At 68.3% G+C, this 21,272-nt stretch carries 20 protein-coding genes; 11 read left to right on the forward strand and 9 right to left on the reverse strand.

From position 1 onward, the window contains the following. Positions 1–37 precede the first annotated feature (37 nt). Positions 38–1,327, forward strand: coding sequence for a guanine deaminase (gene guaD, locus ACE3RQ_RS00235; protein ID WP_374518733.1), 1,290 nt, complete (start codon positions 38–40; stop codon positions 1,325–1,327). A 117-nt stretch (positions 1,328–1,444) separates the two neighbouring features. Here the strand turns inward: guaD and ACE3RQ_RS00240 are convergent, their stop codons facing one another. The 3 genes from ACE3RQ_RS00240 to ACE3RQ_RS00250 are packed head-to-tail and all read right to left on the reverse strand — an operon-like array spanning position 1,445 to position 4,421. Continuing rightward, a complete protein-coding gene (locus ACE3RQ_RS00240) occupies positions 1,445–2,443 on the reverse strand; it encodes a cytochrome d ubiquinol oxidase subunit II (protein ID WP_374519666.1) in 999 nt (332 codons plus the stop codon). A gap of 11 nt (positions 2,444–2,454) precedes the next feature. Beyond that, positions 2,455–3,813 (reverse strand): cytochrome ubiquinol oxidase subunit I, encoded by a 1,359-nt coding sequence (locus ACE3RQ_RS00245; RefSeq protein ID WP_374518735.1) that lies wholly within the window; start codon positions 3,811–3,813, stop codon positions 2,455–2,457. Between the two features lie 17 nt (positions 3,814–3,830). Next, entirely contained in the window at positions 3,831–4,421 is a 591-nt protein-coding gene (locus ACE3RQ_RS00250) for a GbsR/MarR family transcriptional regulator (RefSeq protein ID WP_374518737.1), read from the reverse strand. Positions 4,422–4,568: 147 nt separating this feature from the next. On the opposite strand from ACE3RQ_RS00250, the gene ACE3RQ_RS00255 reads away from it, so the two are divergent. The 5 genes from ACE3RQ_RS00255 to ACE3RQ_RS00275 all read left to right on the forward strand — a co-directional run bounded on the left by ACE3RQ_RS00255 (position 4,569) and on the right by ACE3RQ_RS00275 (position 9,872). Next, on the forward strand, positions 4,569–5,546 hold the full coding sequence (locus ACE3RQ_RS00255) for a magnesium transporter (protein ID WP_374518739.1): 978 nt from the start codon (positions 4,569–4,571) through the stop codon (positions 5,544–5,546). Between the two features lie 32 nt (positions 5,547–5,578). Next, positions 5,579–6,145 carry a dCTP deaminase gene (gene dcd, locus ACE3RQ_RS00260; RefSeq protein WP_374518741.1) on the forward strand — a complete coding sequence of 189 codons (567 nt, stop codon included), beginning with the start codon at positions 5,579–5,581 and terminating at the stop codon, positions 6,143–6,145. A gap of 123 nt (positions 6,146–6,268) precedes the next feature. Continuing rightward, complete coding sequence (locus ACE3RQ_RS00265; RefSeq protein WP_374518743.1) at positions 6,269–7,366, forward strand: fatty acid desaturase; 1,098 nt, start codon at positions 6,269–6,271, stop codon at positions 7,364–7,366. Between the two features lie 58 nt (positions 7,367–7,424). After that, positions 7,425–8,318: a neutral zinc metallopeptidase gene (locus tag ACE3RQ_RS00270; RefSeq protein ID WP_374518745.1), complete on the forward strand. Its 894-nt coding sequence runs from the start codon at positions 7,425–7,427 to the stop codon at positions 8,316–8,318. Positions 8,319–8,387: 69 nt separating this feature from the next. Next, the gene (locus ACE3RQ_RS00275) at positions 8,388–9,872 is read left to right on the forward strand and encodes a DEAD/DEAH box helicase (protein WP_374518747.1); all 1,485 of its coding nucleotides are present in this window, start codon (positions 8,388–8,390) and stop codon (positions 9,870–9,872) included. A gap of 6 nt (positions 9,873–9,878) precedes the next feature. On the opposite strand, the gene ACE3RQ_RS00280 is transcribed toward ACE3RQ_RS00275, so the two are convergent. Then, on the reverse strand, positions 9,879–10,715 hold the full coding sequence (locus tag ACE3RQ_RS00280) for a symmetrical bis(5'-nucleosyl)-tetraphosphatase (protein WP_374518748.1): 837 nt from the start codon (positions 10,713–10,715) through the stop codon (positions 9,879–9,881). 9 nt (positions 10,716–10,724) lie between these two features. Here ACE3RQ_RS00280 and ACE3RQ_RS00285 point away from each other — a divergent pair, with 9 nt between their 5' ends. Next, positions 10,725–12,032 (forward strand): hemolysin family protein, encoded by a 1,308-nt coding sequence (locus ACE3RQ_RS00285; protein ID WP_374518750.1) that lies wholly within the window; start codon positions 10,725–10,727, stop codon positions 12,030–12,032. Positions 12,033–12,035: 3 nt separating this feature from the next. Here ACE3RQ_RS00285 and ACE3RQ_RS00290 read toward each other — a convergent pair whose 3' ends face one another. After that, on the reverse strand, positions 12,036–14,303 hold the full coding sequence (locus ACE3RQ_RS00290; RefSeq protein ID WP_374518751.1) for an ATP-dependent DNA helicase: 2,268 nt from the start codon (positions 14,301–14,303) through the stop codon (positions 12,036–12,038). A gap of 31 nt (positions 14,304–14,334) precedes the next feature. Here ACE3RQ_RS00290 and ACE3RQ_RS00295 point away from each other — a divergent pair, with 31 nt between their 5' ends. Both ACE3RQ_RS00295 and ACE3RQ_RS00300 read left to right on the forward strand, forming a co-directional pair. Continuing rightward, positions 14,335–15,072 (forward strand): hypothetical protein, encoded by a 738-nt coding sequence (locus ACE3RQ_RS00295; protein ID WP_374518753.1) that lies wholly within the window; start codon positions 14,335–14,337, stop codon positions 15,070–15,072. A gap of 130 nt (positions 15,073–15,202) precedes the next feature. After that, complete coding sequence (locus ACE3RQ_RS00300) at positions 15,203–15,901, forward strand: universal stress protein (protein WP_374518755.1); 699 nt, start codon at positions 15,203–15,205, stop codon at positions 15,899–15,901. A gap of 4 nt (positions 15,902–15,905) precedes the next feature. On the opposite strand, the gene ACE3RQ_RS00305 is transcribed toward ACE3RQ_RS00300, so the two are convergent. The 4 genes from ACE3RQ_RS00305 to ACE3RQ_RS00320 all read right to left on the reverse strand — a co-directional run bounded on the left by ACE3RQ_RS00305 (position 15,906) and on the right by ACE3RQ_RS00320 (position 18,422). Next, positions 15,906–16,115, reverse strand: coding sequence for a SlyX family protein (locus ACE3RQ_RS00305; RefSeq protein ID WP_374518757.1), 210 nt, complete (start codon positions 16,113–16,115; stop codon positions 15,906–15,908). 34 nt (positions 16,116–16,149) lie between these two features. Next, a complete protein-coding gene (locus ACE3RQ_RS00310; protein ID WP_374518758.1) occupies positions 16,150–16,761 on the reverse strand; it encodes a cytochrome c in 612 nt (203 codons plus the stop codon). Between the two features lie 67 nt (positions 16,762–16,828). Next, the gene (locus ACE3RQ_RS00315; protein ID WP_374518760.1) at positions 16,829–18,109 is read right to left on the reverse strand and encodes an FCSD flavin-binding domain-containing protein; all 1,281 of its coding nucleotides are present in this window, start codon (positions 18,107–18,109) and stop codon (positions 16,829–16,831) included. Between the two features lie 10 nt (positions 18,110–18,119). Further along, positions 18,120–18,422, reverse strand: coding sequence for a cytochrome c (locus tag ACE3RQ_RS00320; RefSeq protein ID WP_374518762.1), 303 nt, complete (start codon positions 18,420–18,422; stop codon positions 18,120–18,122). Positions 18,423–18,832: 410 nt separating this feature from the next. On the opposite strand from ACE3RQ_RS00320, the gene soxC reads away from it, so the two are divergent. Both soxC and ACE3RQ_RS00330 read left to right on the forward strand, forming a co-directional pair. Beyond that, complete coding sequence (gene soxC, locus ACE3RQ_RS00325; RefSeq protein WP_374518764.1) at positions 18,833–20,176, forward strand: sulfite dehydrogenase; 1,344 nt, start codon at positions 18,833–18,835, stop codon at positions 20,174–20,176. Further along, entirely contained in the window at positions 20,176–21,246 is a 1,071-nt protein-coding gene (locus tag ACE3RQ_RS00330; RefSeq protein WP_374518766.1) for a c-type cytochrome, read from the forward strand. The genes soxC and ACE3RQ_RS00330 overlap by 1 nt, the downstream gene beginning before the upstream one ends. Positions 21,247–21,272 lie beyond the last annotated feature (26 nt).

Consider the following 21,272-nt stretch of genomic DNA (forward strand, 5'->3'; position numbering starts at 1 on the left):
ATGCCGCCCGCCCCGCCAGCGGTTAGGCTTGGCCTCCATGACGACCCATGCCTACCGCGCGGCCCTGCTGCGCTTTGCCGACGACGGCACCCCCCTGTACGACGCCGATGGCCTGCTGGTGGTGGGCCCCAACGCCCAGGGCCAGGCCGTGGTGCACGCCGCGGGCGACCACGCCGCGCTCATCGGCCAGTACCCCGATCTGCCGGTGCAAGACTGGCGCGGGCACCTCATCGCCCCCGGCTTCATTGACCTGCACCTGCACTACCCGCAGCTCGACGTGATCGGCTCGCCCGCTGACGGCCTGTTGCCCTGGCTGGAGCACTACACCTTTCCGCACGAGTCGCGCTTTGCCGAGCTGGCCTACGCCGCCGAGGTGGCGCGCTTCTTTTTTGACGAGCTGCAGCGCCACGGCGTGACCACGGCGCTGGCCTTTTCCACCTCGCACCCGGCCTCGGTGAACGCCGCCTTTGCCGAGGCGCGCGCCCGTGGCCTGCGCTTCATCACCGGCAAGGTGCTGCAAGACCGCCACAGCCCCGACGGCGTGCGCGACCAGACCGAGCAGAGCCTGATCGACACCGAAGACCTGATTCGCCGCTGGCACGGCGTGGACCGCCTGGGCTACGCCATCACCCCGCGCTTCGCGCCCACCAGCACCGACGCGCAAATGCGCGGCGCGGGCGAGCTGGCCGCGCGCTACCCCGATGTCTGGATCCAGTCGCACGTGGCCGAAAACCGCGACGAGGTGCGCTGGGTGGCCGAGTTGTACCCGCAGGCGCGCAGCTACCTGGGCGTGTACGACAGCTTCGGCCTGTTGCGCGAGCGCGCCGTCTACGCCCACTGCATCCACCTGGACGAGACCGACCGCGCCCTCATGGCCGCCACCGGCACCGCCGCCGCCGTTAGCCCCACCAGTAACCTGTTCCTGGGCAGCGGCTTCTTCGATTTCGGCGCCGCACAAGACGCCGGCATGCGCCACGGCCTGGCCAGCGACGTGGGCGGCGGCACCAGCTTCTCGCCCTTTCACACCATGCTCGCCGCCTACTTCGTGGGCCGCGAAGGCCACACCAAAGCCGGTCTCAGCCTCACGCCCTCGCGCCTGTGGTGGCTGCACACCGCCGGCGCCGCCCAGGCCCTCGGCCTGGGCCAGGTGGTAGGCGGCCTGCGCGTCGGCCAAGAAGCCGACTTCGTGCGCCTCAACCCCCAGGCCACGCCCCTGCTGGCCCGCAAAACCGCGCAAGCCAACTCACTCGACGAACTGCTCTTCTCCCTCATCGTGCTAGGCGACGACCGCGCCGTCGCGCAGACGGTGATCGCCGGGAAAACCTGAGACAAACCCAGGCCTGTCCGGCGCGAAGGGTTCCCTCAATCGAGGATGCCGCGGGTCCGGCTCTGCCGGCCCGCAGGGCATCGCCCCCTGGGGGGTCGCGCGCAGCGCGGCGGGGGGTTACTTATAGGTCAGTTCGCGCGCCTTGCCCCAGAACACGTGGTACATGAAGATCGTGTACGCGATGATCACGGGCAAGGTAATGGCCACGCCCACGAACACCACGTTCAGCGAGGCGGTGCCAATGGCGGCCTGCCACACGGTCATGCGGCCGATCACGATGTCGGGGTAGATGCTGTAGGCCAGGCCGAAGAAGGCCAGCACGAAGATCAGCACCGTGGCCACGAACACCACCCAGCCGTGGCCGGCGCGAATGATCTCGGGGTGGGTCAGCACCCAGCGCACCGCGAACAGCGAGGCCGCGCAGGCCAGCGGCACCGGCAGCAGCGCGAACACCAGGGGCACGCTGAACCACTTGTCGATCACGGCCGGGTTCACCAGCGGCGTGGCGCCCGAGATGGCCACCAGCGCCACCGCCACCGGCCACAGCGCGCGCCGCGCCCACACCACGGCGCGCTGCTGCAACGCGCCCTCGGTCTTCATGATCAGCCAGCCCGCGCCCAGCAGCACATAGGCCGCCGGCAGCGTGAGGGCAATGCCCAGGCTGAAGGCCAGGCCCAGCGCGCCGGTGTCAAAGCCGGTGATGTAGCTGCCCAGCATCCAGCCCTGCGAGGCGCTGGCCATGAGCGAGCCCACGAAGAAGGCGCGGTTCCAGAAGGCCTTGTAGGGCAGCGGCGCCTTCACGCGAAAGTCAAAGGCCACGCCGCGCAGGATCAGGCCGATCAGCATGAGCGCCACCGGCAGGTAGAGCGTTTGAAACACCGGCGCCAGGGCCATGGGAAAGGCCACCAGCAGCACGCCCACGCCCAGCACCAGCCAGGTTTCGTTGGCGTCCCAGAAAGGGCCGATGCTGGCCACCATGGTGTCCTTCTGCCCGTTGTCGCCCAGCGGCAGCAGCAGGCCCACGCCCAGGTCGTAGCCGTCGAGCACCACGTAGGCCAGCAGGGCCAGGCCCATCACGGCCATGAAGATCAGGGGGAGCCATTCGGCCCAGGTCATGTGTGCCATGGTCAGACTCCGGCTTTGCCGAGTTCGGCGGTGGTGAGGTCGGTGGGCGCGTGCTTCACCGGGTGTTCGGCCATGTACTTGAGCACGCCCACGTAGGTGACCAGCAGCAGGCCATAGACCACCACATAGGCCGTGAGCGTGAGGGCGATGTTGGCCGGCGCCACGTGGGTGGCCACCTCGGCGGTGCGCAGCGCGCCATAGACGATGAAGGGTTGGCGGCCAATCTCGGTGACGTACCAGCCCGAGAGCGTGGCCAGCCAGCCGGAGAACGTCATCCCGGCCAGCGTCCACAGCAGGGGCTTGGGCAGCACCACCTCAGCGCGGCGGCGGCCCTTCCACACCTGCCAGGCGGCCACGGCGGCCACCAGCAGCATCAGCGAGCCCACACCCACCATCACGCGAAAGGCCCAGAACACGGGCGCCACGGGGGGGTGCTGGCCTTCAAATTCGTTCAGCCCCTTGATCTCGCCGTCCCACTCGTGGGTGAGGATCAGGCTGGCCAGCTTGGGCACCTTCACCGCCAGGTGGGTGGTGCGCTCGCCCTCGTCGGGAAAGCCAAACAGCGTCATTGGCGCGCCGCGCTCGGTTTCCCACACGCCTTCCATGGCGGCGATCTTGGCTGGCTGGTGCTCCAGCGTGTTCAGGCCATGCAGGTCGCCCACCACGAACTGCAGCGGCATGGCCACCATCACCGCGGCCACGGCGGTGCGCAGCGCCTTGTGGGTGCCCGGCGTGGCGCTGCCCTTGAGCAACTGCCACGCGCTCAGGCCGGCGATCAGGAAGCCCGCGGTGAGGGTGGAGGCCAGCAGCTTGTGCGCAAAGCGGTAAGGGAAAGAGGGGTTGAACACCACGGCCAGCCAGTCGGTGGGGATGAACTGGCCATTGACGATCTCGAAGCCCGCGGGCGTCTGCATCCACGAATTCAGGCTCAGGATCCAGAAGGCCGACATCGTGGTGCCCGCGGCCACCAGCAAGGTGGCGATCAGGTGCACGCGCTCGCTCACGCGGCCCCGGCCGAACAGCATGATGCCCAGGAAGCTGGCCTCCAGAAAGAAGGCGGTGAGCACCTCATAGCCCAGCAAGGGGCCCGAGATGTTGCCGGTCTTTTCCATGAAGCCCGGCCAGTTGGTGCCGAACTGAAAGCTCATCACGATGCCCGAGACCACCCCCAGCGCGAAGGTGAGCGCGAACACCTTGGTCCAGAAGTAATAGGCCTCTTCCCAGGCCGGCTGGCGCGTGACGAGGTAGCGCACCCGGAAGAACACCAGAAACCAGCACAGCGCGATGGTGATGGTGGGGAAAAGGATGTGAAAGCTGATGTTGGCGGCGAACTGCAGCCGCGAGAGAAGCAGGGCGTCCATGCGGGGCTCCTTCTGGGTCAGGCGGCGTTGGTCTTGGTGTCGCCCCGGGCGCCGCCTTTGCCCGTGAGCCGGTCCTTGAGTTCGAGCACCTTGGTCACCGTGGCGCCCATGCCCATGAGCTGCATGGCCGTCTCGGGCGCGAGTTTCTGCACGTCATCGAACCAGGTCATGAGCCGGTCGATCAGGTCGTGCATCTCGCGCATGCGGGCCTGGGCGTGGCGCTCGGCGTCGGTCTTGGGGGTCTCCAGCAGGGCGGTGCGCAGCATCGACAGCGTGGGTTCCACCTCGCGGCGGCGGCGCTCCTCGGCCAGCACGCGGAAGATTTCCCACACATCGGCCGGTGCCTCGAAGTACTCGCGGCGGTCGCCTGGCTGGTGGCGCAGGCGCACCAGGCGCCAGGCCTGCAGCTCCTTCAGGCCCATGCTCACGTTGGAGCGCGAAAACTCCAGCGTCTCGGCGATCTCGTCGGCATTGAGTGCCCGCGACGAAATGAACAGCAGGGCGTAGATCTGGCCGACGGTGCGGTTGATGCCCCAACGGCTGCCCATTTCACCGAAGTGGGCGACGAACTCGCGGTTGAGGGGAGGAAGGTGGTCTTGTAGTGGCATGGTGCGCCACTGTATTCAGATGGATTTGAATTTTCAGAAGTTTCTGAAAATACCTGTGTGGCGCGCGGGTGTATCCCGCAGAATCGCCGGGCATCCCCTTGCGATGCGCGGAGCCCCTGCATGGACGCCTCGACACCTGTGAATCCCATGGCTCAGCCGATCGCTGCCGGCGAGACCGCTGCCCACCACGCGGTGGCCAGCGTGCCCCGGGCGATGGCCGACCACACCGTGGCCCAGGCCCTGGCGGCCTGGCGCGAGCACCCGCCCGAATGCACCGACGTGGTCTGCGTGCTTGACGACAGCGAACGCCTGCTCGGCACCTTGCCGCTGGGGCGCCTGTTGTCCCTGCCGGGCGGCGTGCGCCTGGGCGACGTGGCCGAGCGGCAGGCGCCGCGCGTGCGCGCCAACACCGACCAGGAGCGCGTGGCCTCGCTGGCCCTGCACCACACCCTGACCGCCGTGCCCGTGGTAGACGCCAATGACCGCCTGCTGGGCGTGGTGCCCACCGCTGCGCTGCTGCACATTCTTCGCCGCGAGCACGTGGAAGACCTGCACCGCCTGGCCGGCATCACCCGCGAGGCCCAGCGCGCCCGCGAGGCCATTGAAGCGCCTCCGCTGCGCCGCCTGCGCCACCGCCTGCCCTGGCTGTTGCTGGGCCTGCTGGGCAGCATGCTGGCCACGCTGGTGGTCTCGCGCTTCGAGGTGGCCTTGGCCATGCACCCCGCCATCGCCTTCTTCATTCCGGGGCTGGTGTACCTGGCCGATGCCATCGGCACGCAGTCCGAGGCCGTGGCGGTGCGCGGCCTGTCGCTGAGCCATTCGCGGGTGTCCACGCTGGTGGGCGGCGAGCTGCGCACCGGCCTCTTGATCGGCCTGGTGCTGGGGAGCATCACCTTCCCGGCGGTGTGGCTGGCCTTTGGCGACGCGCGCCTGGCCCTGGCGGTGGCCAGCGCCCTGGTGGTGGCCGGTGGCCTGGCGTCCACCATCGGCCTGGCCTTGCCCTGGCTGCTGGGCCGCCTGGGCAGCGACCCGGCCTACGGCAGCGGGCCGCTGGCCACCATCGTGCAAGACCTGCTGAGCCTGTTGACGTATTTCCTGATCGTGGGCGCGGTGGTGGGCACCTGAACCCGGGCCGCGACTGCCTACAATCGCGCTCCATGAGCATCAAAAGCGACAAGTGGATCCGCCGCATGGCCGAGCAACACGGCCTCATCGAGCCCTTCGAGCCTCAGCAGGTTCGGCAGGTCGATGGCAAGCGCGTCATCAGCTACGGCACCTCCAGCTACGGCTATGACATCCGTTGCGCGCCCGAATTCAAGGTGTTCACCAACATCCACAGCACCGTGGTCGACCCGAAGAACTTTGACGAAAAGAGCTTCGTGGACATCCACAGCGACGTCTGCATCATCCCGCCCAACAGCTTCGCGCTGGCCCGCACGGTGGAGTACTTCCGCATTCCGCGGAACGTGCTGACGATTTGTCTGGGCAAGAGCACCTATGCCCGCTGCGGCATCATCGTCAACGTCACCCCCTTCGAGCCCGAGTGGGAAGGCTACGTGACGCTGGAATTCAGCAACACCACGCCGCTGCCGGCCAAGATCTACGCCGGTGAGGGCTGCGCCCAGGTGCTGTTCTTCGAGAGCGACGAGGTCTGCGAGACCAGCTACAAAGACCGGGGCGGCAAGTACCAGGGCCAGGTGGGCGTGACCTTGCCCAAGGCCTGAAACACCACACTCCCCCACCAACGGCCCGTTCATCGGGCCGTTGTTTTTTGGGCTGGCGCGGCTGGCCGGGGCCTTGACCTGGGTCAAAGCGCGGGGCCGGGGGGCTGCCTAGCATCCCGGCCCATGTCGATGAATCCCCCCTCCCTGCCCACGCCCATTCCCGCCGACACGCCCATGCCGCACCGCAAGGTGATCCGCGGCTGGCTCACGCCCCTGGCCCAGCGCCAGACGGTGCTGGCCATCGTGCTGCTGGCGGTTGACCTGGTCATCTACGCCGCGCTCATGGCCGGCACCATCCTGTTCGAGGCCTGGTGGGCGCGCCTGCTCAGCGGCCTGGCCTGCGGCTTCATGATTGGCCGCCTGTTCATCATTGGCCACGACGCCTGCCACCAGAGCTACACCCCGCACCGCGCCCTGAACCGCTGGCTGGGTCGCGTTGCCTTCCTGCCCTCGCTCACGCCCTACAGCCTGTGGGAAGTGGGGCACAACGTGGTGCACCACGGCTACACCAACCTCAAGGGCGTCGATTTCGTCTGGGCCCCGCTCACCAAGGCCGAGTTCGACGCCCTGAGCCCCGGCCGTCGCCTGCTGGAGCGCTTCTACCGCAGCGGCTTTGGCCCGGCGGCTTATTACTTCATTGAAATGTGGTGGCTGCGCATGTTCTTTCCGAACAAGCAGTACATGGCCTCGCGCCGCGCCGAGTTCGTGCGCGACGGCGTCGTGTCGGCGGTGGCCGGCGCGGTGTGGATCGGCGGCCTGGTGGCCGCGGCCCTGGCGCTTGACCGCTCGGTCTGGGCCATGCTGGGCTATGGCTTCGTGGTGCCCTTCGTGTTCTGGAACGCCATGATCGGCTTCGTGGTGTACGTGCACCACACCCACACCTCGGTGCAGTGGCACGACGACAAGGTGCTCTGGGGCAAGGCCGCGCCCTTCGTGTCCACCACCGTGCACCTGACCTTCCCGATGAAGATCGGCGCGCTGATGCACCACATCATGGAACACACCGCGCACCACGTGGACATGAGCATTCCGCTCTACAAGCTCAAGGGCGCGCAATCGCTGCTGGAGCAGGCGCTGCCCGGCCGCATCATCGTGCAGCGCTTCTCGTGGCGCTGGTACTTCGACACCGCGCGCCGCTGCAAGCTCTACGACTTCACCCGCCGCTGCTGGACCGACTTCCAGGGCCGCCAGACCAGCGACATCGCGCCCGCCTTGGGTTGAATACCCTCCCTCCGTATCATCGGCGCTCGCCACACGGTGTGGCGCGGGGGGCAGGGCCATGAAATGGGAAAACAACCGCGAGTCCGATCAAATCGAAGACCGGCGCGGTGACAGCGGCGGCATGGGCGGATTCGGTGGTGGCCCCCGCGTGGGCGGGCGAGGCATTGGCCTGGGCACCATCGTGATCGCCTTGGTGGCGGGCTGGCTCTTTGGCATCAACCCGCTCACCATTCTGGGCGCGCTCAGCGGCGGCGACATGGGCGCCCCGGTGGCGGTGGAGGCCCCACGCTCTGCGCCCGCTCAGCCGGCCGATGAAATGGGCCGCTTCGTGGCCTCGGTGCTGGGCGGCACCGAAGACGCCTGGGGCGCCATCTTTCGCGAAGGCGGGGCCGAGTACCGCAAACCCCGCCTGGTGCTGTTCAGCGGGGCCACGCCCACGGCCTGCGGCACCGGCCAGTCGGCCATGGGCCCCTTCTATTGCCCGGCCGACCAGAAGGTCTACATCGACCTGGCCTTTTACGAGACCCTCAAGCGCCAGCTCGGCGCGCCGGGCGATTTCGCCCAGGCCTACGTCATCGCGCACGAGGTGGGCCACCACGTGCAGAACCTCATGGGCATCACCGAGCAGATGGAGCGCGTGCGCGGCCGCGTGAGCCAGCGCGAATACAACGCCCTGTCGGTGCGGTTGGAGCTGCAGGCCGACTGTTTCGCTGGCATTTGGGCCCACCACAACGACAAGACCGGCCAGGTGATCGAGCCCGGTGACGTGGACGAGGCGCTCAACGCGGCATCGGCCATTGGCGACGACGCGCTGCAGCGCCGCAGCCAGGGCCACGTGGTCCCCGACAGCTTCACCCACGGCACCAGCGAGCAGCGCCAGCGCTGGTTCCACACCGGCTTGAGCACGGGCCGGGTACAGGCCTGTGACACCTTCAAGACCGAACGCTTATGAGCCCTTGCGTCGCGCGAATTCGGTGCAAATACCCCAAGGTGCGACAATATCGGGCTAACTTTGAACGCAATGACGCAATCCTTTTCTGAATTGAACTTGGCGCCGGCCCTGGCCCGCGCGGTGGCCGAGATGGGCTACGAGACCATGACGCCCATCCAGGCGCAGGCCATTCCGCAGGTGCTGACCGGCCGCGACGTGATGGGCGCGGCCCAGACCGGCACGGGCAAGACGGCGGCTTTTTCGCTGCCGCTGTTGCAGCGCCTGCTCAAGCACGAGAACGCCTCCACCTCGCCGGCGCGCCACCCGGTGCGCGCCCTGGTGCTGCTGCCCACGCGCGAACTGGCCGACCAGGTGGCCGAGCAGGTGAAGCTCTACGCCAAGTACACCCAGCTGCGCAGCACCGTGGTGTTCGGTGGCATGGACATGAAGCCCCAGACCGCCGAGCTGAAGAAAGGCGTGGAGGTGCTGGTGGCCACGCCGGGCCGCCTGCTGGACCACATCGAGGCCAAGAACTGCGTGCTCAACCAAGTGGAGTACGTGGTGCTCGACGAAGCCGACCGCATGCTCGACATCGGCTTCCTGCCCGACCTGCAGCGCATCCTGAGCTACCTGCCCAAGCAGCGCACCACGCTGCTCTTCAGCGCCACCTTCTCGCCCGAGATCAAGCGCCTGGCCGGCAGCTACCTGCAAGACCCGATCACGGTGGAAGTGGCGCGTTCCAACGCCACCGCCTCCACGGTTGAGCAGCACCTCTACCGCGTGGAAGACGACGACAAGCGCGCCGTGCTGCGCCAGATCCTGCGCGATCGCGGCATCAAGCAAGCCTTCGTGTTCGTCAACAGCAAGCTGGGCTGTGCCCGCCTGGCGCGCTCGCTGGAGCGCGACGGTCTGAACACCACGGCCCTGCACGGCGACAAAAGCCAGGACGAGCGCCTGAAAGCCCTGGAGGCGTTCAAGAGTGGCGCGGTGGACCTGCTGATCTGCACCGATGTGGCCGCCCGTGGCCTGGACATCAAGGACGTGCCGGCGGTGTTCAACTTCGACATCCCGTTCAACGCCGAAGACTACGTGCACCGCATTGGCCGCACGGGCCGCGCCGGTGCGTCTGGCCTGGCCGTGTCGTTCGTGGGTGGGCGCGATGCCCGCCTGGTGGGCGACCTGGAAAAGCTGCTGGGCAAGAAGCTCGACATTGAGCCCTTCGAGCTGGAAGCCGAGCGCCGCCCCCCTGGCCGCTTCAACGATGGCCAGCGCGCCTGGCAACGGGGCGAGGGCGAAGAGCGCGCGCCTCGCGCCGCCGCCGAGCGCCCGGCCCGCCCGGTGCGCGCGCCGCGCCCGCCGGCCGATCCGCTGTTCGATCAGCCCTACGAACCCAGCGCCTCGTCTGACGCGCCGCCCGCCTGGGAGACGGCGCAGAAGCCGGTGAACTCGCGCCTGTCGCCCAACATCAAGACCCGCAAGAAGGTGCCGGCGCTCTTCAAGAGCTTTGCCATCCCGGCGAGCGCCGCCCCCGCGGCCGAGCAGGCCCCAGCCGACGCGCCGGCCAGCCAGGGCTGAGGTTTTTCAGCCTCGCCCGGGCTTCTGTGCTTGCGGGCAGCGAACCGCCACGGTCTCCAGTACCTCGCCGGCATCGCTCAGGCGCGCGGCGCTCAGGCAGCCGCCCCACACGCAGCCGGTGTCCAGTGCCAACAGCCCGGGGCGCGCCAGGCCACCCAGGGTGGACCAGTGGCCGAAGGCCACGCGCGCATCGGCCGTGCGCCGGCCCGGCACATCGAACCAGGGCATGAAACCCGCTGGCGCCGCGTCGGCGCTGTCTTTGGTGTGGAACTCCATCTCGCCGTCGGCCGTGCAGAAGCGCAGCCGCGTGAGCGCGTTCACGATCACCCGAAGGCGGTCGGCGCCGTGCAGGCTGTCGTGCCATCGGTTGGGCTCGTTGCCATACATCTCGCGCAGGCCATGCGCCCAGTCGGCGCTGCGCAGCGTGGCCTCCAGCTCGCCGGCCAGCGCCAGTGTCTGCGCCACGTCCCAGCCTGGCAGCACACCGGCGTGCACCATGAGCCAGCCGTGCGCGTGCAGGGCCATGGAACGTTCGCGCAGCCAGTCGATCAGCACATGGCGGTCGCGCGCGTCGAGGATGTCGTCCACCGTGTCGCTGCGGTGCGGCTTGCGGATGCCTTGCGAGACCGCCAGCAGGTGCAAGTCGTGGTTGCCCAGCAGGCAGTGCACGGCACCGTCCAGCGCCATCAGCCGGCGCAGCACCGCCAGCGAGGCCGGCCCCCGGTTGACCAGGTCGCCCAGCACATAGGCCGTGTCGCGGCTGGGTGAAAAGCCAATGTCGGTCAGCAGGCGGTCCAAGGCGTCATCACAGCCTTGAACGTCGCCGATCATGTAGAGTCCCATGCTTCGATTATGGATTTCGTTCTCATTGCCTTTCTCACCCTGCTCAACGGCGCCTTCGCCATGTCTGAGCTGGCCCTGGCCTCCAGCCGCAAAGCCCGCCTCGCCGCCATGGCCGAGTCTGGCGACAAAGGCTCGCAGGCCGCGCTGAAGCTGCTGGAGAACCCCACGCAGTTCCTCTCGTCGGTGCAGGTGGGCATCACCTCCATCGGCATGCTCAACGGCATCGTGGGCGAGGCGGCGTTCAGTGGCGACCTGGCCGTGGCCCTGCAGGTGTTTGGCCTGACGCCTGCCACCGCCAGCGTGGTGGCCACCGCCGTGGTGGTGGTGGTCATCACCTTCATCACCATCGTCTTTGGCGAGCTGGTGCCCAAGCGCATCGGGCAGCTCTACCCCGAGGCCGTGTCGCGCTGGGTGTCGCGCCCCATGGCCGCCGTGGCCAAGGGCGCCAAGCCGTTTGTGTGGCTGCTCACGCACACCACGCAATGGGTGCTCAAGGCGCTGCGCATCGACACCAGCGCGGTGCAGCACGTGACCGAGGAAGAGATCAAGGCCAGCCTGGAAGAGGGCGTGGACGCCGGCATCATCGAAGAGCACGAGCACCAGATGGTGCGCAATGTGTTCGGCCTGGACGACCGCCAGCTCACCTCCATCATGGTGCCGGCTTCCGACATCGCCTGGCTGGACGCGCAAGACGACATCGACGCCGCCGTGCAGAAGGCCTGGACCACGGGCCACTCGTGGTACCCCGTTTGCCGGGGCGGCCTGGAAGACGTGATTGGCGTGATCCACCTGCCGCGCTTGCTGGCCTTGCAGGCCGAGGGCGTGAAGACGGCCGTCGGCGGCCAGGTGCAGCCCGCCGTGTTCGTGCCCGAAACCCTCAGTGGCATGGAGTTGCTGGAGCAGTTCCGCTCGCGCGCCACGCGCATGGTGTTCGTGGTGGACGAGTACGGTGTGGTGCAGGGCCTGCTCACGCCGCGCGACATGCTCGAGGCCATCACCGGCGAGCTCTCGCCCGAGAAGCCGGTGGACGCCTGGGCCACGCAACGCGAAGACGGCGCCTGGGAGGTGGACGGCGCCATGCCGGTGGCCGAGCTCAAGGCCCGGCTTGACATTGACGAGCTGCCCGACGAAGACAAGGGCCGCTACGCCACCGTGGCCGGCCTGATGCAGACCGTGGCCGGCGACCTGCTGGACGAGGGCCAGTTCGTCGATTGCGCGGGTTGGCGCCTGGAGGTTCAGGCGGTGGAAGGGCGGCGCATCGACCGCGTGCTCATCACCCGCCTGCCCGAGGCCGAGGAAAGCCCGCTGGAGGCTTGAGCCTCACAGCCGCCACCAGGGCGGCAATAAGGCGCGCACATCGGGCCGCTGGAAGCGGTCGTCCATCAGCACCACCACGCCCTGGTCTTCAGGTGTGCGGATCACGCGCCCGGCGGCTTGCACCACCTTGTGCAGGCCGGGGTAGAGGTAGGTGTGCTCGAAGCCGTGCCCCGTGATTTGCTGCAGCCGTTCGCGCAGGCGCTCGTTCACCGGGTTCACCGGCGGCAGGCCCAGCGTGGCGATGAAGGCCCCGATCAGCCGGCGCCCGGGCAGGTCAATGCCCTCACCAAACGCGCCCCCCAGCACCGCGAAGCCGACGCCTTGGCTCTCAGGCCCAAAGCGCGCCAGGAAGGCCGCGCGCGCGGCTTCGTCGGGCCCGCGCTCTTGTTGCCACACCGGCACTTCGGGATGGGCTTGGGCGAAGGCGTCCAGGGCCTGCTGCAGGTAGTCGAAACTGCTGAAGAAGGCCAGGTAGTTGCCCGGCTGGGCCTGGAACTGCTCGGCCATCGCCCGCACCACCAAGGGCAGGGAGCGCGCCCGGTCGGCATAGCGGGTGGACACCTTGGGCAGCACGCGCACCTGCAGGTGCTTGGGGGGGAAGGGCGAGGGCACGGCCAGGCGCGCTGCGTCTTCGGGCAGGCCGAGCAGGGTGGCGATGTGGTCCATGGGCGCCAGCGTGGCCGAGAACAGCGTGGCGCTGTGCGCACTGGCCCACCGCGGGGCCAGCAGGGGCGCGGGCAGCACGTTGCGAATGGCCAGGCGCGGGCGGGGGGCTGAACGGCCCAGGCGGGGCGTGGCGCTCAGGTCGGCCAGGGCGTGCTCGCCGAAGGTCTCGGCCACGCGCAGCCATTGCAAGGCGTCGAACAGCCAGGTCTGCAGGGCACCCGCGCTGGCCGATGGGTGGCTGGCGAGGTGGTCGGTGAGGGTGCCCACGTGCTGGCGCAGGGCCTGCACAAAGGCCTGCGGCAGGTCGGGCAGGGGCTGCCAGGGCTGGCGCAAGTCGCGCCCCAGCTCGCCCCAGTGCCGGTGCAGGCGCGCCATCTCGCGGCGCAGCGCCTGTGGCGCCTGGGCGCGGGCCGCCTCGAAGCTGGCGGGGTTCAGCTCGGCGCTGTGCATGCCACGGGCGCGTTCCACCAGGGCGTGCGCTTCGTCCAGCAACAGGTGCACGCGCCATTCCTGCGCCACCGCCAGTGCCCAGGCCTGGGCGCTGATGTCGAAGTAGTGGTTCACGTCGCCCACCACCACGTCGGCCCAGCGCTGCATTTCCTGGCCCAGGTAGTAGGGGCAGATGCCATGGGCCAGGGCGATGCGGCGCAGTGCCGCCGCGTCCAGCCAGGCGGCTTGAGCGGCCTCTTGCCGCGCGGCGGGCAGGCGGTCGTAGAAGCCACGCGCCAGGGGACAGGCCTCGCCATGGCAGGCGGCCTCGGGGTGTTCGCAGGCCTTGTCGCGCGCCACGCGCTCCAGCGCGCGCAGGGGCTGGGCGTTCAGGCGGCGCAGGCCGTCCAGGGCGAGCTGGCGGCCCGGCGTCTTGGGCGTGAGGTAGAGCAGCTGATCGCCCTGTGCCTCGGGCATGGCCCGCAAGGTGGCAAACAGGGTGGCCACGGTCTTGCCGATGCCGGTGGGCGCCTGGGCCAGCAGGTGGCGGCCGCCGCGCTGGGTCCGAAACACCGCCTCGGTCAGCTCGCGCTGGCCGGCGCGGAACTCGCCAAACGGGAATCGCAGGGCGGCCAGGGCGGCGTCGCGCGCGGCGCGGTGGGCGGCCTCCTGGTGGGCCCATTGCCGGTAGCGCTGGCAAAGGTCTTGGGCGTGCGCGGCCAGTGCTTCGCGCTCGCACCACTCGGTGAGCACGGTTTCTTCGCCGGTGTCGATGTGGAAGTAAACCAGGGCCAGCTCCAGGCCATCCCAGCCCTGCTGCTCGCACAGCATCCAGCCGTAGAGCTTGGCCTGGGCCCAGTGCAGGGCGCGCTGGTTGGTGGCGATGTGCTGCGCGTCGCCCCGGTGGGTCTTGATTTCTTCGAGCCGCCGCGCGACAAGGTCCACGCCGTCTGCCCGGCCTTGCAGTTGCAGGCCGGCGCAGAGGGCGGCCAAGGGCAACTCGCGCTGGTAGTCGGGCCCCCGCCGGCTGGTGACGGTGGCATGGCCGGCGATGCCATCGGCGGCCGAGGGCGAGGGGGTGAAGCGCAAGTCAAGGTCGCCGCTGCGGGCCGCGAACGCGCACAAGGCCCGCACCGCCACGCGGGGGCAGGGTTCATTCGGTGGGCAGGCGTTCACGGCGGGGCATGATACTGGTTGGACAAACAGTATGAACGAGCCCGACGATTCCTCTTGGCCGGCCCTGGGCCGCCGCCATCACCAGCGCCTGCGCGAGACATACCGCTCGGCCGGCTGGCCCTGCCACGACGCCTTGGAAGTGGACCTGCTGGCCGCTGGCCTGCTGGAGCGGGTCTGGTCGGGCGAGGGGCACGAATCCTTGCGCGTGACCGACGCCGGCATCGCCTGCCTGGCGCGCGTGTTCGCCAGCCACCGCGCCGCCCGCGGCCCGCACGAGGCCCTGGTGGAGCGCGTGGCCCGTGAGCAGGCCCGCCAGGGGCGGCTGGCCTGGCGGGGCTTGGCCCTGCTCTCGCCCTTGCCCCGGCCGGACGAGCCCGACGCCGTGCAGTGGGTGAGTGCCTGCCCCGATGTGTTTTCGATTCGGCACACCTCGGTGGAGGCCTATTGCGAACCGGTGGTGCACGAGATCAAGGTGCGCCGCGCCGATTTGCTGGCCGACGTGCGCAAACCCGCCAAGCGCCTGGCCTACCTGGGCCTGGCCTCGGCCTGCTGGTACGTGCTGGGGCTTGATGCCAAGGGCCGGCCCATTGGCGGTGTGGATGACGTGCCACCCGATTGCGGGGTGATGCTGGCCCTGCCCGATGGCTGGGCCGTGTTGCGCGAGGCACCCCGGCGCGAGTTGCCGCGCCTGCCCTTTCACCTGTGGATGGCCTTGGCCAAGGCTGGACCGGCCTGGCGCGACGACGACTCGGCGCAGATGGCGCTCTGACCCCATTGCCCATCGCCGCCGGGCGGATTTGTCAGGCGCTGTTGGTTTGGCTTCGTAGAATGCGGGTTTTCCCGGATATCTGCGCCCGCGCCGTGTGGGCGACCGGACTCGCCTCGTCACCCCATCGCCCATGTTCCGTTGCGACCCGCATCCCACGCTGGTGCCCTCGCTGGCCGGGCACACCCACGTGCTGGCCTGTGAAGGCCCGGTGCAACCCTCGCGCTCGGTGGTGGAGGCGGCGCATTGGGCGGCCGATGGCCTGAGCCTGCCGCTGGCCTGGCTGCCCAGTTGCGAGGGCGTGTGGCAAGACCACAGCGAGCAGGCCTGGCGCGACCGCAGCGAGGGTGCCTCGCTGGTGGTGCTGGGCCGCGAGGCGCAGCCCGCCAGGCGCTGCGTGGTGGAGCACGTGGTGCAGACGGTGAGCGCCCCGGTGTTGGCCGTGACGGGGGCTTTCGCGGTGCCCGAGCGCGTGATGGTGGCGTTTGACGGCAGCCCCGCCGCGCGCCGGGCGGTGGCCTGGGTGGCGTCCAGCCCCTTGATGCGCGGGGTGCATTGCCACCTGATGATGGCCGGTCACGTGGAGCAGGCCGATGCCGCGCACGAGCTGGAACGGGCCCAGACCGACCTGATGACCGCGGGCCTTCGCGTCACCTCTTACCAGGTAGTGGACGAGGTGGTCACGGCGGTTCAGCAAGGCATCGGCACTTACCGCATTGACCTGCTGGTGATGGGCGCCTTCAGCCACGCGCCCTGGCGCCGCTGGGTGGCCGGCAGTTGCACCACCCGCCTGCTGCGCGCCTGCGCCCTGCCCACGGTGCTGGTGCGCTGACCCCTCAGTAGTGGGGCGGCAGTTCGTCGCGCAGGCTGCGAAAGCCGATGGGCGACTCTTCGCTACGGCGGCGCTTGAGTTCGGCCAGTTCAGAGGCCAGGCGCTCGATCTGCTCTTGCTGGCGCGCCACCACGGCGTTGAGGCTGTCGAGCAGGTCTTCGGCGAAGCTGAGCTGGATCTCCAGGTCGGTCAGGCGTTGTTCAGGGCTTTTCATGCCCTGATTGGACACCGGATGCGGCCCCTCGGCGTCACTGGCCGCTGAGGTACTCGGCCACGGCGGCCATTTCCAGCTCGGTCATCTTCTCCACCACCGCGTGCATCACCGCGTTGTCGTTGGTGCGCTCGCGCTTGTTGAAGGACTTGAGCTGGTTGTGCAGGTAGCCCGAGAACTGGCCGGCCAGGCGGGGCAGGTTGGCCGCGCCCTGGGCCGTGGTGCCGTGGCAACTGGCGCAGGCGGGCACGCCGCTGTAGGGGTTGCCGTTGGTGAAGATGTAGCGGCCCACCGCGGCGAGCTGCGGGTTCTTGGGCTCTTCGCGCGGCACGCTCAGTTTTTCGTAGTACCGGCCCAAGGCCAGCATCTCGTCGGGCGTGAGCTTTTCCACCATGGGCGCCATGGCCGTGCTCTTGCGCTGGCCGCTCTGGAAGGCAGTGAGCTGCTTGGCGATGTACTCGGCGTGCTGCCCGGCCAGGCGGGGGAACACCTCGCTGGTCGATTCGCCCTGCGCGCCGTGGCACAGAAAGCACGAGCCGCCGACGATCTTCTTGGCTCGCGCTTCGTCGGCCTGGGCAAAGGCGTTGCCGGCGCTCAGGCTCAGCGCGGCGGCCAGGGCGGCGGTGGTGGCGAGGGGCGAGAACTTCATTGCATAACCTCAAACGGATATTCAGGGCGCAAAAAAGCCCTGGCCGGGCGGCCAGGGCTGTGTGGCGTTACGCCAGGGTGTCGGCCCAGATGTTGCGGGCCCAGGCCATGGCGTAGCGGCCTTCCAGCTCGCTGGCGGCGCTGGAGACACCACCGGAGCCTGGCACGGCCAGCATGGTCTTCTTCTCGGCGTCGTAGCGGTGCACGCTGGCCACGTGCACCACGTCTTCGGCGGTGACGAAGCTGTAGCAGGTGTTGGCGTACAGCGGCAACTGCGGCGGCTCTTTGCCTTGCAGCAGCGACACCACGGCGGCGGCGCAGGTCTTGCCGTGCTGGTTGGCCATGTGGCCCGACTTGGGCATGGCCGGGGCGATCTGGATGGCGTCACCCAGCACGTGGATGTTCTTGGCCGCCTTGGATTCGAAGGTGAGGAAGTCCACCTCGCACCAGCGGGCGTTGGCGGTGGCCAGGCCGGTCTTCACCGCGATTTCGCCCGCGCGCATGTTGGGGATGACGTTGGCCACGCCAGCCTTGAAGTCGTCGTTGAACTCGAACTTCAGGGTGTTGGTGGCCACGTCCACGTCCACCACCTTGTGCTTGGGGCGGTAGTCGATCATGCCCTTGTAGTGCTCGTCCCAAGCCTTGAGGAACAAGCCCTTCTTGGACTGGATGTCGTCGTTGGCGTCGAAGATGACGACCTTGCTCTTGGGCTTGGCCTTCTTGAAGTAGCTGGCCACCATGCACGCACGCTCGTAGGGGCCGGGCGGGCAGCGGTAGGGGGCCAGGGGAATCGACATGGCGTAGGTGCCACCGTCGGGCAGGGCTTCGAGCTGGCGGCGCAGAAGGGCGGTCTGCGGGCCGGCCTTCCAGGCGTGGGGCACCTTCTCCAGCGCACCGGCGGCCTTCAGACCGGGGATGGTGTCGAGCATGAAGTCAATGCCGGGCGAGACGATCAGGCGGTCGTAGGGCAGCTCGGCGCCGCCGGCCAGCTTCACGGTGCGCTTGTCGGGGTCGATGCTGGTGACCATGTCGCGCACCAGCTTCACGCCGTGGCGTTTGTTCAGGTTGTCGTAGGGCGTGGTGATGTCGGCCATGGTCTTGTGACCGCCCACCACCAGGTTGGAGATCGGGCACGAGATGAAGGCCTCGTTGGGCTCGATCAGCGTCACGTCGATCTGGTAGTCGGAGAACAGGCGCACGTACTTGGCGGCGGTGGCACCACCGTAGCCGCCGCCGACCACCACGACCTTGGGCGCGTTGCCGCCGATGGTGGCGCAGCCGGAGAGCAGGCCCAGGCCCGCCAGGGCAGAGCCGGCACCCAGCCCTTGAATGAGTTGGCGTCTTTGCATGGCGGTCTCCTTACTTTTTCTGAGCGGCAAAGTAGCCGGCGATCTGGGCAAGCTGCTCGTCGGTATACCCCTTGGAGAGCTGGTGCATGATGGTGGCGGGCTTGCGGCCGCTCTTGAAATCGAGCAGCTTTTGCAGCAGCTCGTCTTTGTCCTTGCCGGCCAGGGCTTCCATGCCGGGCTGCGCACGGCCATCGGTGCCGTGGCAGTTGGCGCAGGCCGCGGCCCACACCTTGATCTGGTTCACTTGCGCGTGCGCGCCAGCGGCGGTGGCGGCCAGCACGGCGGCGGCCAGCCATTTCGTCGATCTCACCATCGAAGTCTCCTGAGGGATGAAGGGATTGCCTCCAAAACTGTAGCAGCCTAAAGGCACCACACGCCGACAGACGAGGTGTTTCCCTGTAGGTCGAAACGATGCTAGCACCGGCATCGGGGGATTTTCTTCGGGCAAACCCGAAAGGGTAGGGGGTATGTCCCCCCGAGCGGCATGCCGCCATAGGGCCGACCAGCACCAGAACTGGACATAGACCCTGGGGTATTCGGGAAAATACTTATCCAAATATTAGTGATTGCGAATATAGTCGCGCTCGATTTCATGTTTCTCGGTGCCGCCCGGGTCGCCTGTGAGGCCTCTTTCTGCCCTTTGGGGTGGCGGGGCCTATGGGCGCGGGTGGGCCTGGGGTGCCACGGCGGTCTGGCAGGCCGTCTCTCCTGAAGGATTTTTCCGTGTCTGAAGATTTCAGCCATGTCATCGGTCGCGTGTTGCCCGCGCCCGAAAACCACCTGAGCGCCGACAAGCTCGAAGAGGCCCGCAAGGCGCGCCGCAGCTTCATGGGCAAGGCACTGGCGATGGGCGCTGGCGTGGCCGGCAGCACGCTGGCCGCTGGTCGCGCCATGGCCAATGAAGGTGACCCCAACATCCTGACCCTGCCCGAGCACAGCACCGGCCTGGGCCAGGCCGTGGCCACCCACCCCTACGGCATGCCCAGCAAGTGGGAAGCCAACCTGCAGCGCCGCCAGAGCCCGGGCCTGACCCGCGTGCCCCAGGCCTCGGTGAGCTTCACGCCGCTGCAGGGCCTGTTCGGCATCATCACCCCCAGTGGCCTGCACTTTGAGCGCCACCACCAGGGCTGGTGGGACATCGACCCCTCCAAGCACCGCCTGATGATCAACGGCCTGGTCAAGCGCGAGCGCGTCTTCACCATGGACGACCTCATGCGCCTGCCCAGCGTATCGCGCATTCACTTCATCGAATGCGGCGCCAACTCGGCGCCTGAGTGGGGCAACGTGGCCCTGCCGTCGGTGCAATACACCCACGGCATGGTGAGCTGCTCGGAGTTCACCGGCGTGCTGCTGTCCACCCTGCTGGAGATGTGCGGCTACGACAAGAAGCGCGCCAAGGTGGTGCTGGCCGAGGGTGCCGATGGCTCGTCGATGACGCGCACCATCGACATCGAGCGCGCCATGGACGACTGCATCGTGGCCTGGGGCATGAACGGCGAAATGCTGCGCCCCGAGAACGGCTACCCGCTGCGTCTGGTGGTGCCGGGCATTCAGGGCGTGAGCTGGGTGAAGTACCTGCGCCGCATCGAGGTGGGCGACGAGAAGTACGCCACCAAGGACGAGGCGGTGCACTACGTCGACCACATGCCCGATGGCACCCACCGCCAGTACACCGGCATTCAAGAGTGCAAGAGCGTGATCACCACGCCCTCGGGCAGCCAGACGCTGCTGGACAAGGGCTACTACAACATCACCGGCCTGGCCTGGTCGGGCCGCGGCAGCATCAAGCGCGTGGACGTGAGTGTGGACGGTGGCCGCAACTGGCGCACCGCGCGCCTGGAAGGCCCCATCCTGCCCAAGGCGCTGACGCGCTTCAACATTGACTGGGTGTGGGACGGCAAGCCCGCCATTCTGCAAAGCCGCGCCATCGACAGCACCGGCTACGTGCAGCCCAAGATCAACCAGCTGCGCGCCGTGCGCGGCACCCGCTCGGTGTACCACCAGAACGCCATCCAGTCGTGGCGCGTGGCCGAGAACGGCGAAGTCTCCAACGTGCAGGTGTACTGATGAAAGCCCTTGTCCTGACCGCAGCGGCCCTGGCGGGCCTGGTCTTTTCTTCTGGCGCGTCGGCGCAGACCCAACCCTGGCACGAGATCGGCCGCGACGCCACGCCGGCCGAAGTGAAGGCCTGGGACATCGACGTGCGCCCCGACTTCAAAGGCCTGCCCAAGGGCGCAGGCAGCGTCTCGCTGGGTGAGCAGGTGTGGGAAGGCAAGTGCGCCTCTTGCCACGGCACCTTCGGTGAGTCCAACGAGGTGTTCACCCCCATCGTGGGCGGCACCACCAAGGCCGACATCGAGCGCGGCCGCGTGAAGAACCTGGAGGAGGGCAGCACCTTCCCCCAGAAGACCACCATGATGAAGGTGGCCACCGTGTCCACGCTGTGGGACTACATCAACCGCGCCATGCCCTGGAACGCGCCCAAGACGCTCAAGACCGATGAGGTCTATGGCGTGCTGGCCTACATCCTGAACCTGGCCGAGGTGGTGCCCGCCGACTTCACCCTGAGCGACCAGAACATCGCCGAGGTGCAAAAGCGCATGCCCAACCGCAACGGCATGGTGTTCTACGAGCCGCTGTGGAAGGTCAACGGCAAGGGCGACGTGAAGAACGTGGCCTGCATGAAGGACTGCCCGGTGGAAGCCGGTGTGCGCTCCTCGCTGCCCGACTTCGCCCGCGACGCCCACGGCAACATCCTGGAGCAGAACCGCGTGATCGGCCCGGTGCGCGGCGCCGACACCACCAAGCCTGCGCCCAAGTCGCTGCCCAGTGGCGCCGCTGCCGCCGCACCGGTGGTGGTGGCTGCGGCACCGGCTGGCGCGGGTGACGCCAAGGCCCTGCTGTCGGCCAACAGCTGCACGGCTTGCCACGGCGTGGCCAACAAGATCGTGGGCCCGGGGTTCAATGAGATTGCCACCAAGCACAAGGGCCGCGCCGACCTGGAGGCTTACCTGGTGGGCAAGATCAAGAACGGTGGCTCGGGCGTGTATGGCGCCATTCCGATGCCGGCCCAGCCGCAGGTGAAAGACGCCGACGCGCAGGCCATTGCCCGCTGGATCGCCAGCGGTGCAAAGTGAAAATTGAAATATTCGGATTTAGTTGT

It is taken from the genome of Hydrogenophaga sp. (assembly GCF_041913525.1).
In the GTDB taxonomy this organism is placed as follows: domain Bacteria; phylum Pseudomonadota; class Gammaproteobacteria; order Burkholderiales; family Burkholderiaceae_C; genus Hydrogenophaga.

Bases quoted from the DNA above. Each gene is read 5' to 3' on its own strand.
- ACE3RQ_RS00330 (WP_374518766.1), top strand. From the start codon at position 20,176: ATGAAAGCCCTTGTCCTGACCGCAGCGGCCCTGGCGGGCCTGGTCTTT.
- guaD (WP_374518733.1), top strand. From the start codon at position 38: ATGACGACCCATGCCTACCGCGCGGCCCTGCTGCGCTTTGCCGACGAC.
- ACE3RQ_RS00245 (WP_374518735.1), bottom strand. From the start codon at position 3,813: ATGGACGCCCTGCTTCTCTCGCGGCTGCAGTTCGCCGCCAACATCAGC.
- ACE3RQ_RS00305 (WP_374518757.1), bottom strand. From the start codon at position 16,115: ATGAAAAGCCCTGAACAACGCCTGACCGACCTGGAGATCCAGCTCAGC.
- ACE3RQ_RS00265 (WP_374518743.1), top strand. From the start codon at position 6,269: ATGTCGATGAATCCCCCCTCCCTGCCCACGCCCATTCCCGCCGACACG.
- ACE3RQ_RS00285 (WP_374518750.1), top strand. From the start codon at position 10,725: ATGGATTTCGTTCTCATTGCCTTTCTCACCCTGCTCAACGGCGCCTTC.
- ACE3RQ_RS00270 (WP_374518745.1), top strand. From the start codon at position 7,425: ATGAAATGGGAAAACAACCGCGAGTCCGATCAAATCGAAGACCGGCGC.
- ACE3RQ_RS00275 (WP_374518747.1), top strand. From the start codon at position 8,388: ATGACGCAATCCTTTTCTGAATTGAACTTGGCGCCGGCCCTGGCCCGC.
- ACE3RQ_RS00240 (WP_374519666.1), bottom strand. From the start codon at position 2,443: ATGACCTGGGCCGAATGGCTCCCCCTGATCTTCATGGCCGTGATGGGC.
- ACE3RQ_RS00320 (WP_374518762.1), bottom strand. From the start codon at position 18,422: ATGGTGAGATCGACGAAATGGCTGGCCGCCGCCGTGCTGGCCGCCACC.
- dcd (WP_374518741.1), top strand. From the start codon at position 5,579: ATGAGCATCAAAAGCGACAAGTGGATCCGCCGCATGGCCGAGCAACAC.
- ACE3RQ_RS00310 (WP_374518758.1), bottom strand. From the start codon at position 16,761: ATGAAGTTCTCGCCCCTCGCCACCACCGCCGCCCTGGCCGCCGCGCTG.
- ACE3RQ_RS00315 (WP_374518760.1), bottom strand. From the start codon at position 18,109: ATGCAAAGACGCCAACTCATTCAAGGGCTGGGTGCCGGCTCTGCCCTG.
- ACE3RQ_RS00255 (WP_374518739.1), top strand. From the start codon at position 4,569: ATGGCTCAGCCGATCGCTGCCGGCGAGACCGCTGCCCACCACGCGGTG.
- ACE3RQ_RS00300 (WP_374518755.1), top strand. From the start codon at position 15,203: ATGTTCCGTTGCGACCCGCATCCCACGCTGGTGCCCTCGCTGGCCGGG.
- ACE3RQ_RS00280 (WP_374518748.1), bottom strand. From the start codon at position 10,715: ATGGGACTCTACATGATCGGCGACGTTCAAGGCTGTGATGACGCCTTG.
- ACE3RQ_RS00250 (WP_374518737.1), bottom strand. From the start codon at position 4,421: ATGCCACTACAAGACCACCTTCCTCCCCTCAACCGCGAGTTCGTCGCC.
- ACE3RQ_RS00295 (WP_374518753.1), top strand. From the start codon at position 14,335: ATGAACGAGCCCGACGATTCCTCTTGGCCGGCCCTGGGCCGCCGCCAT.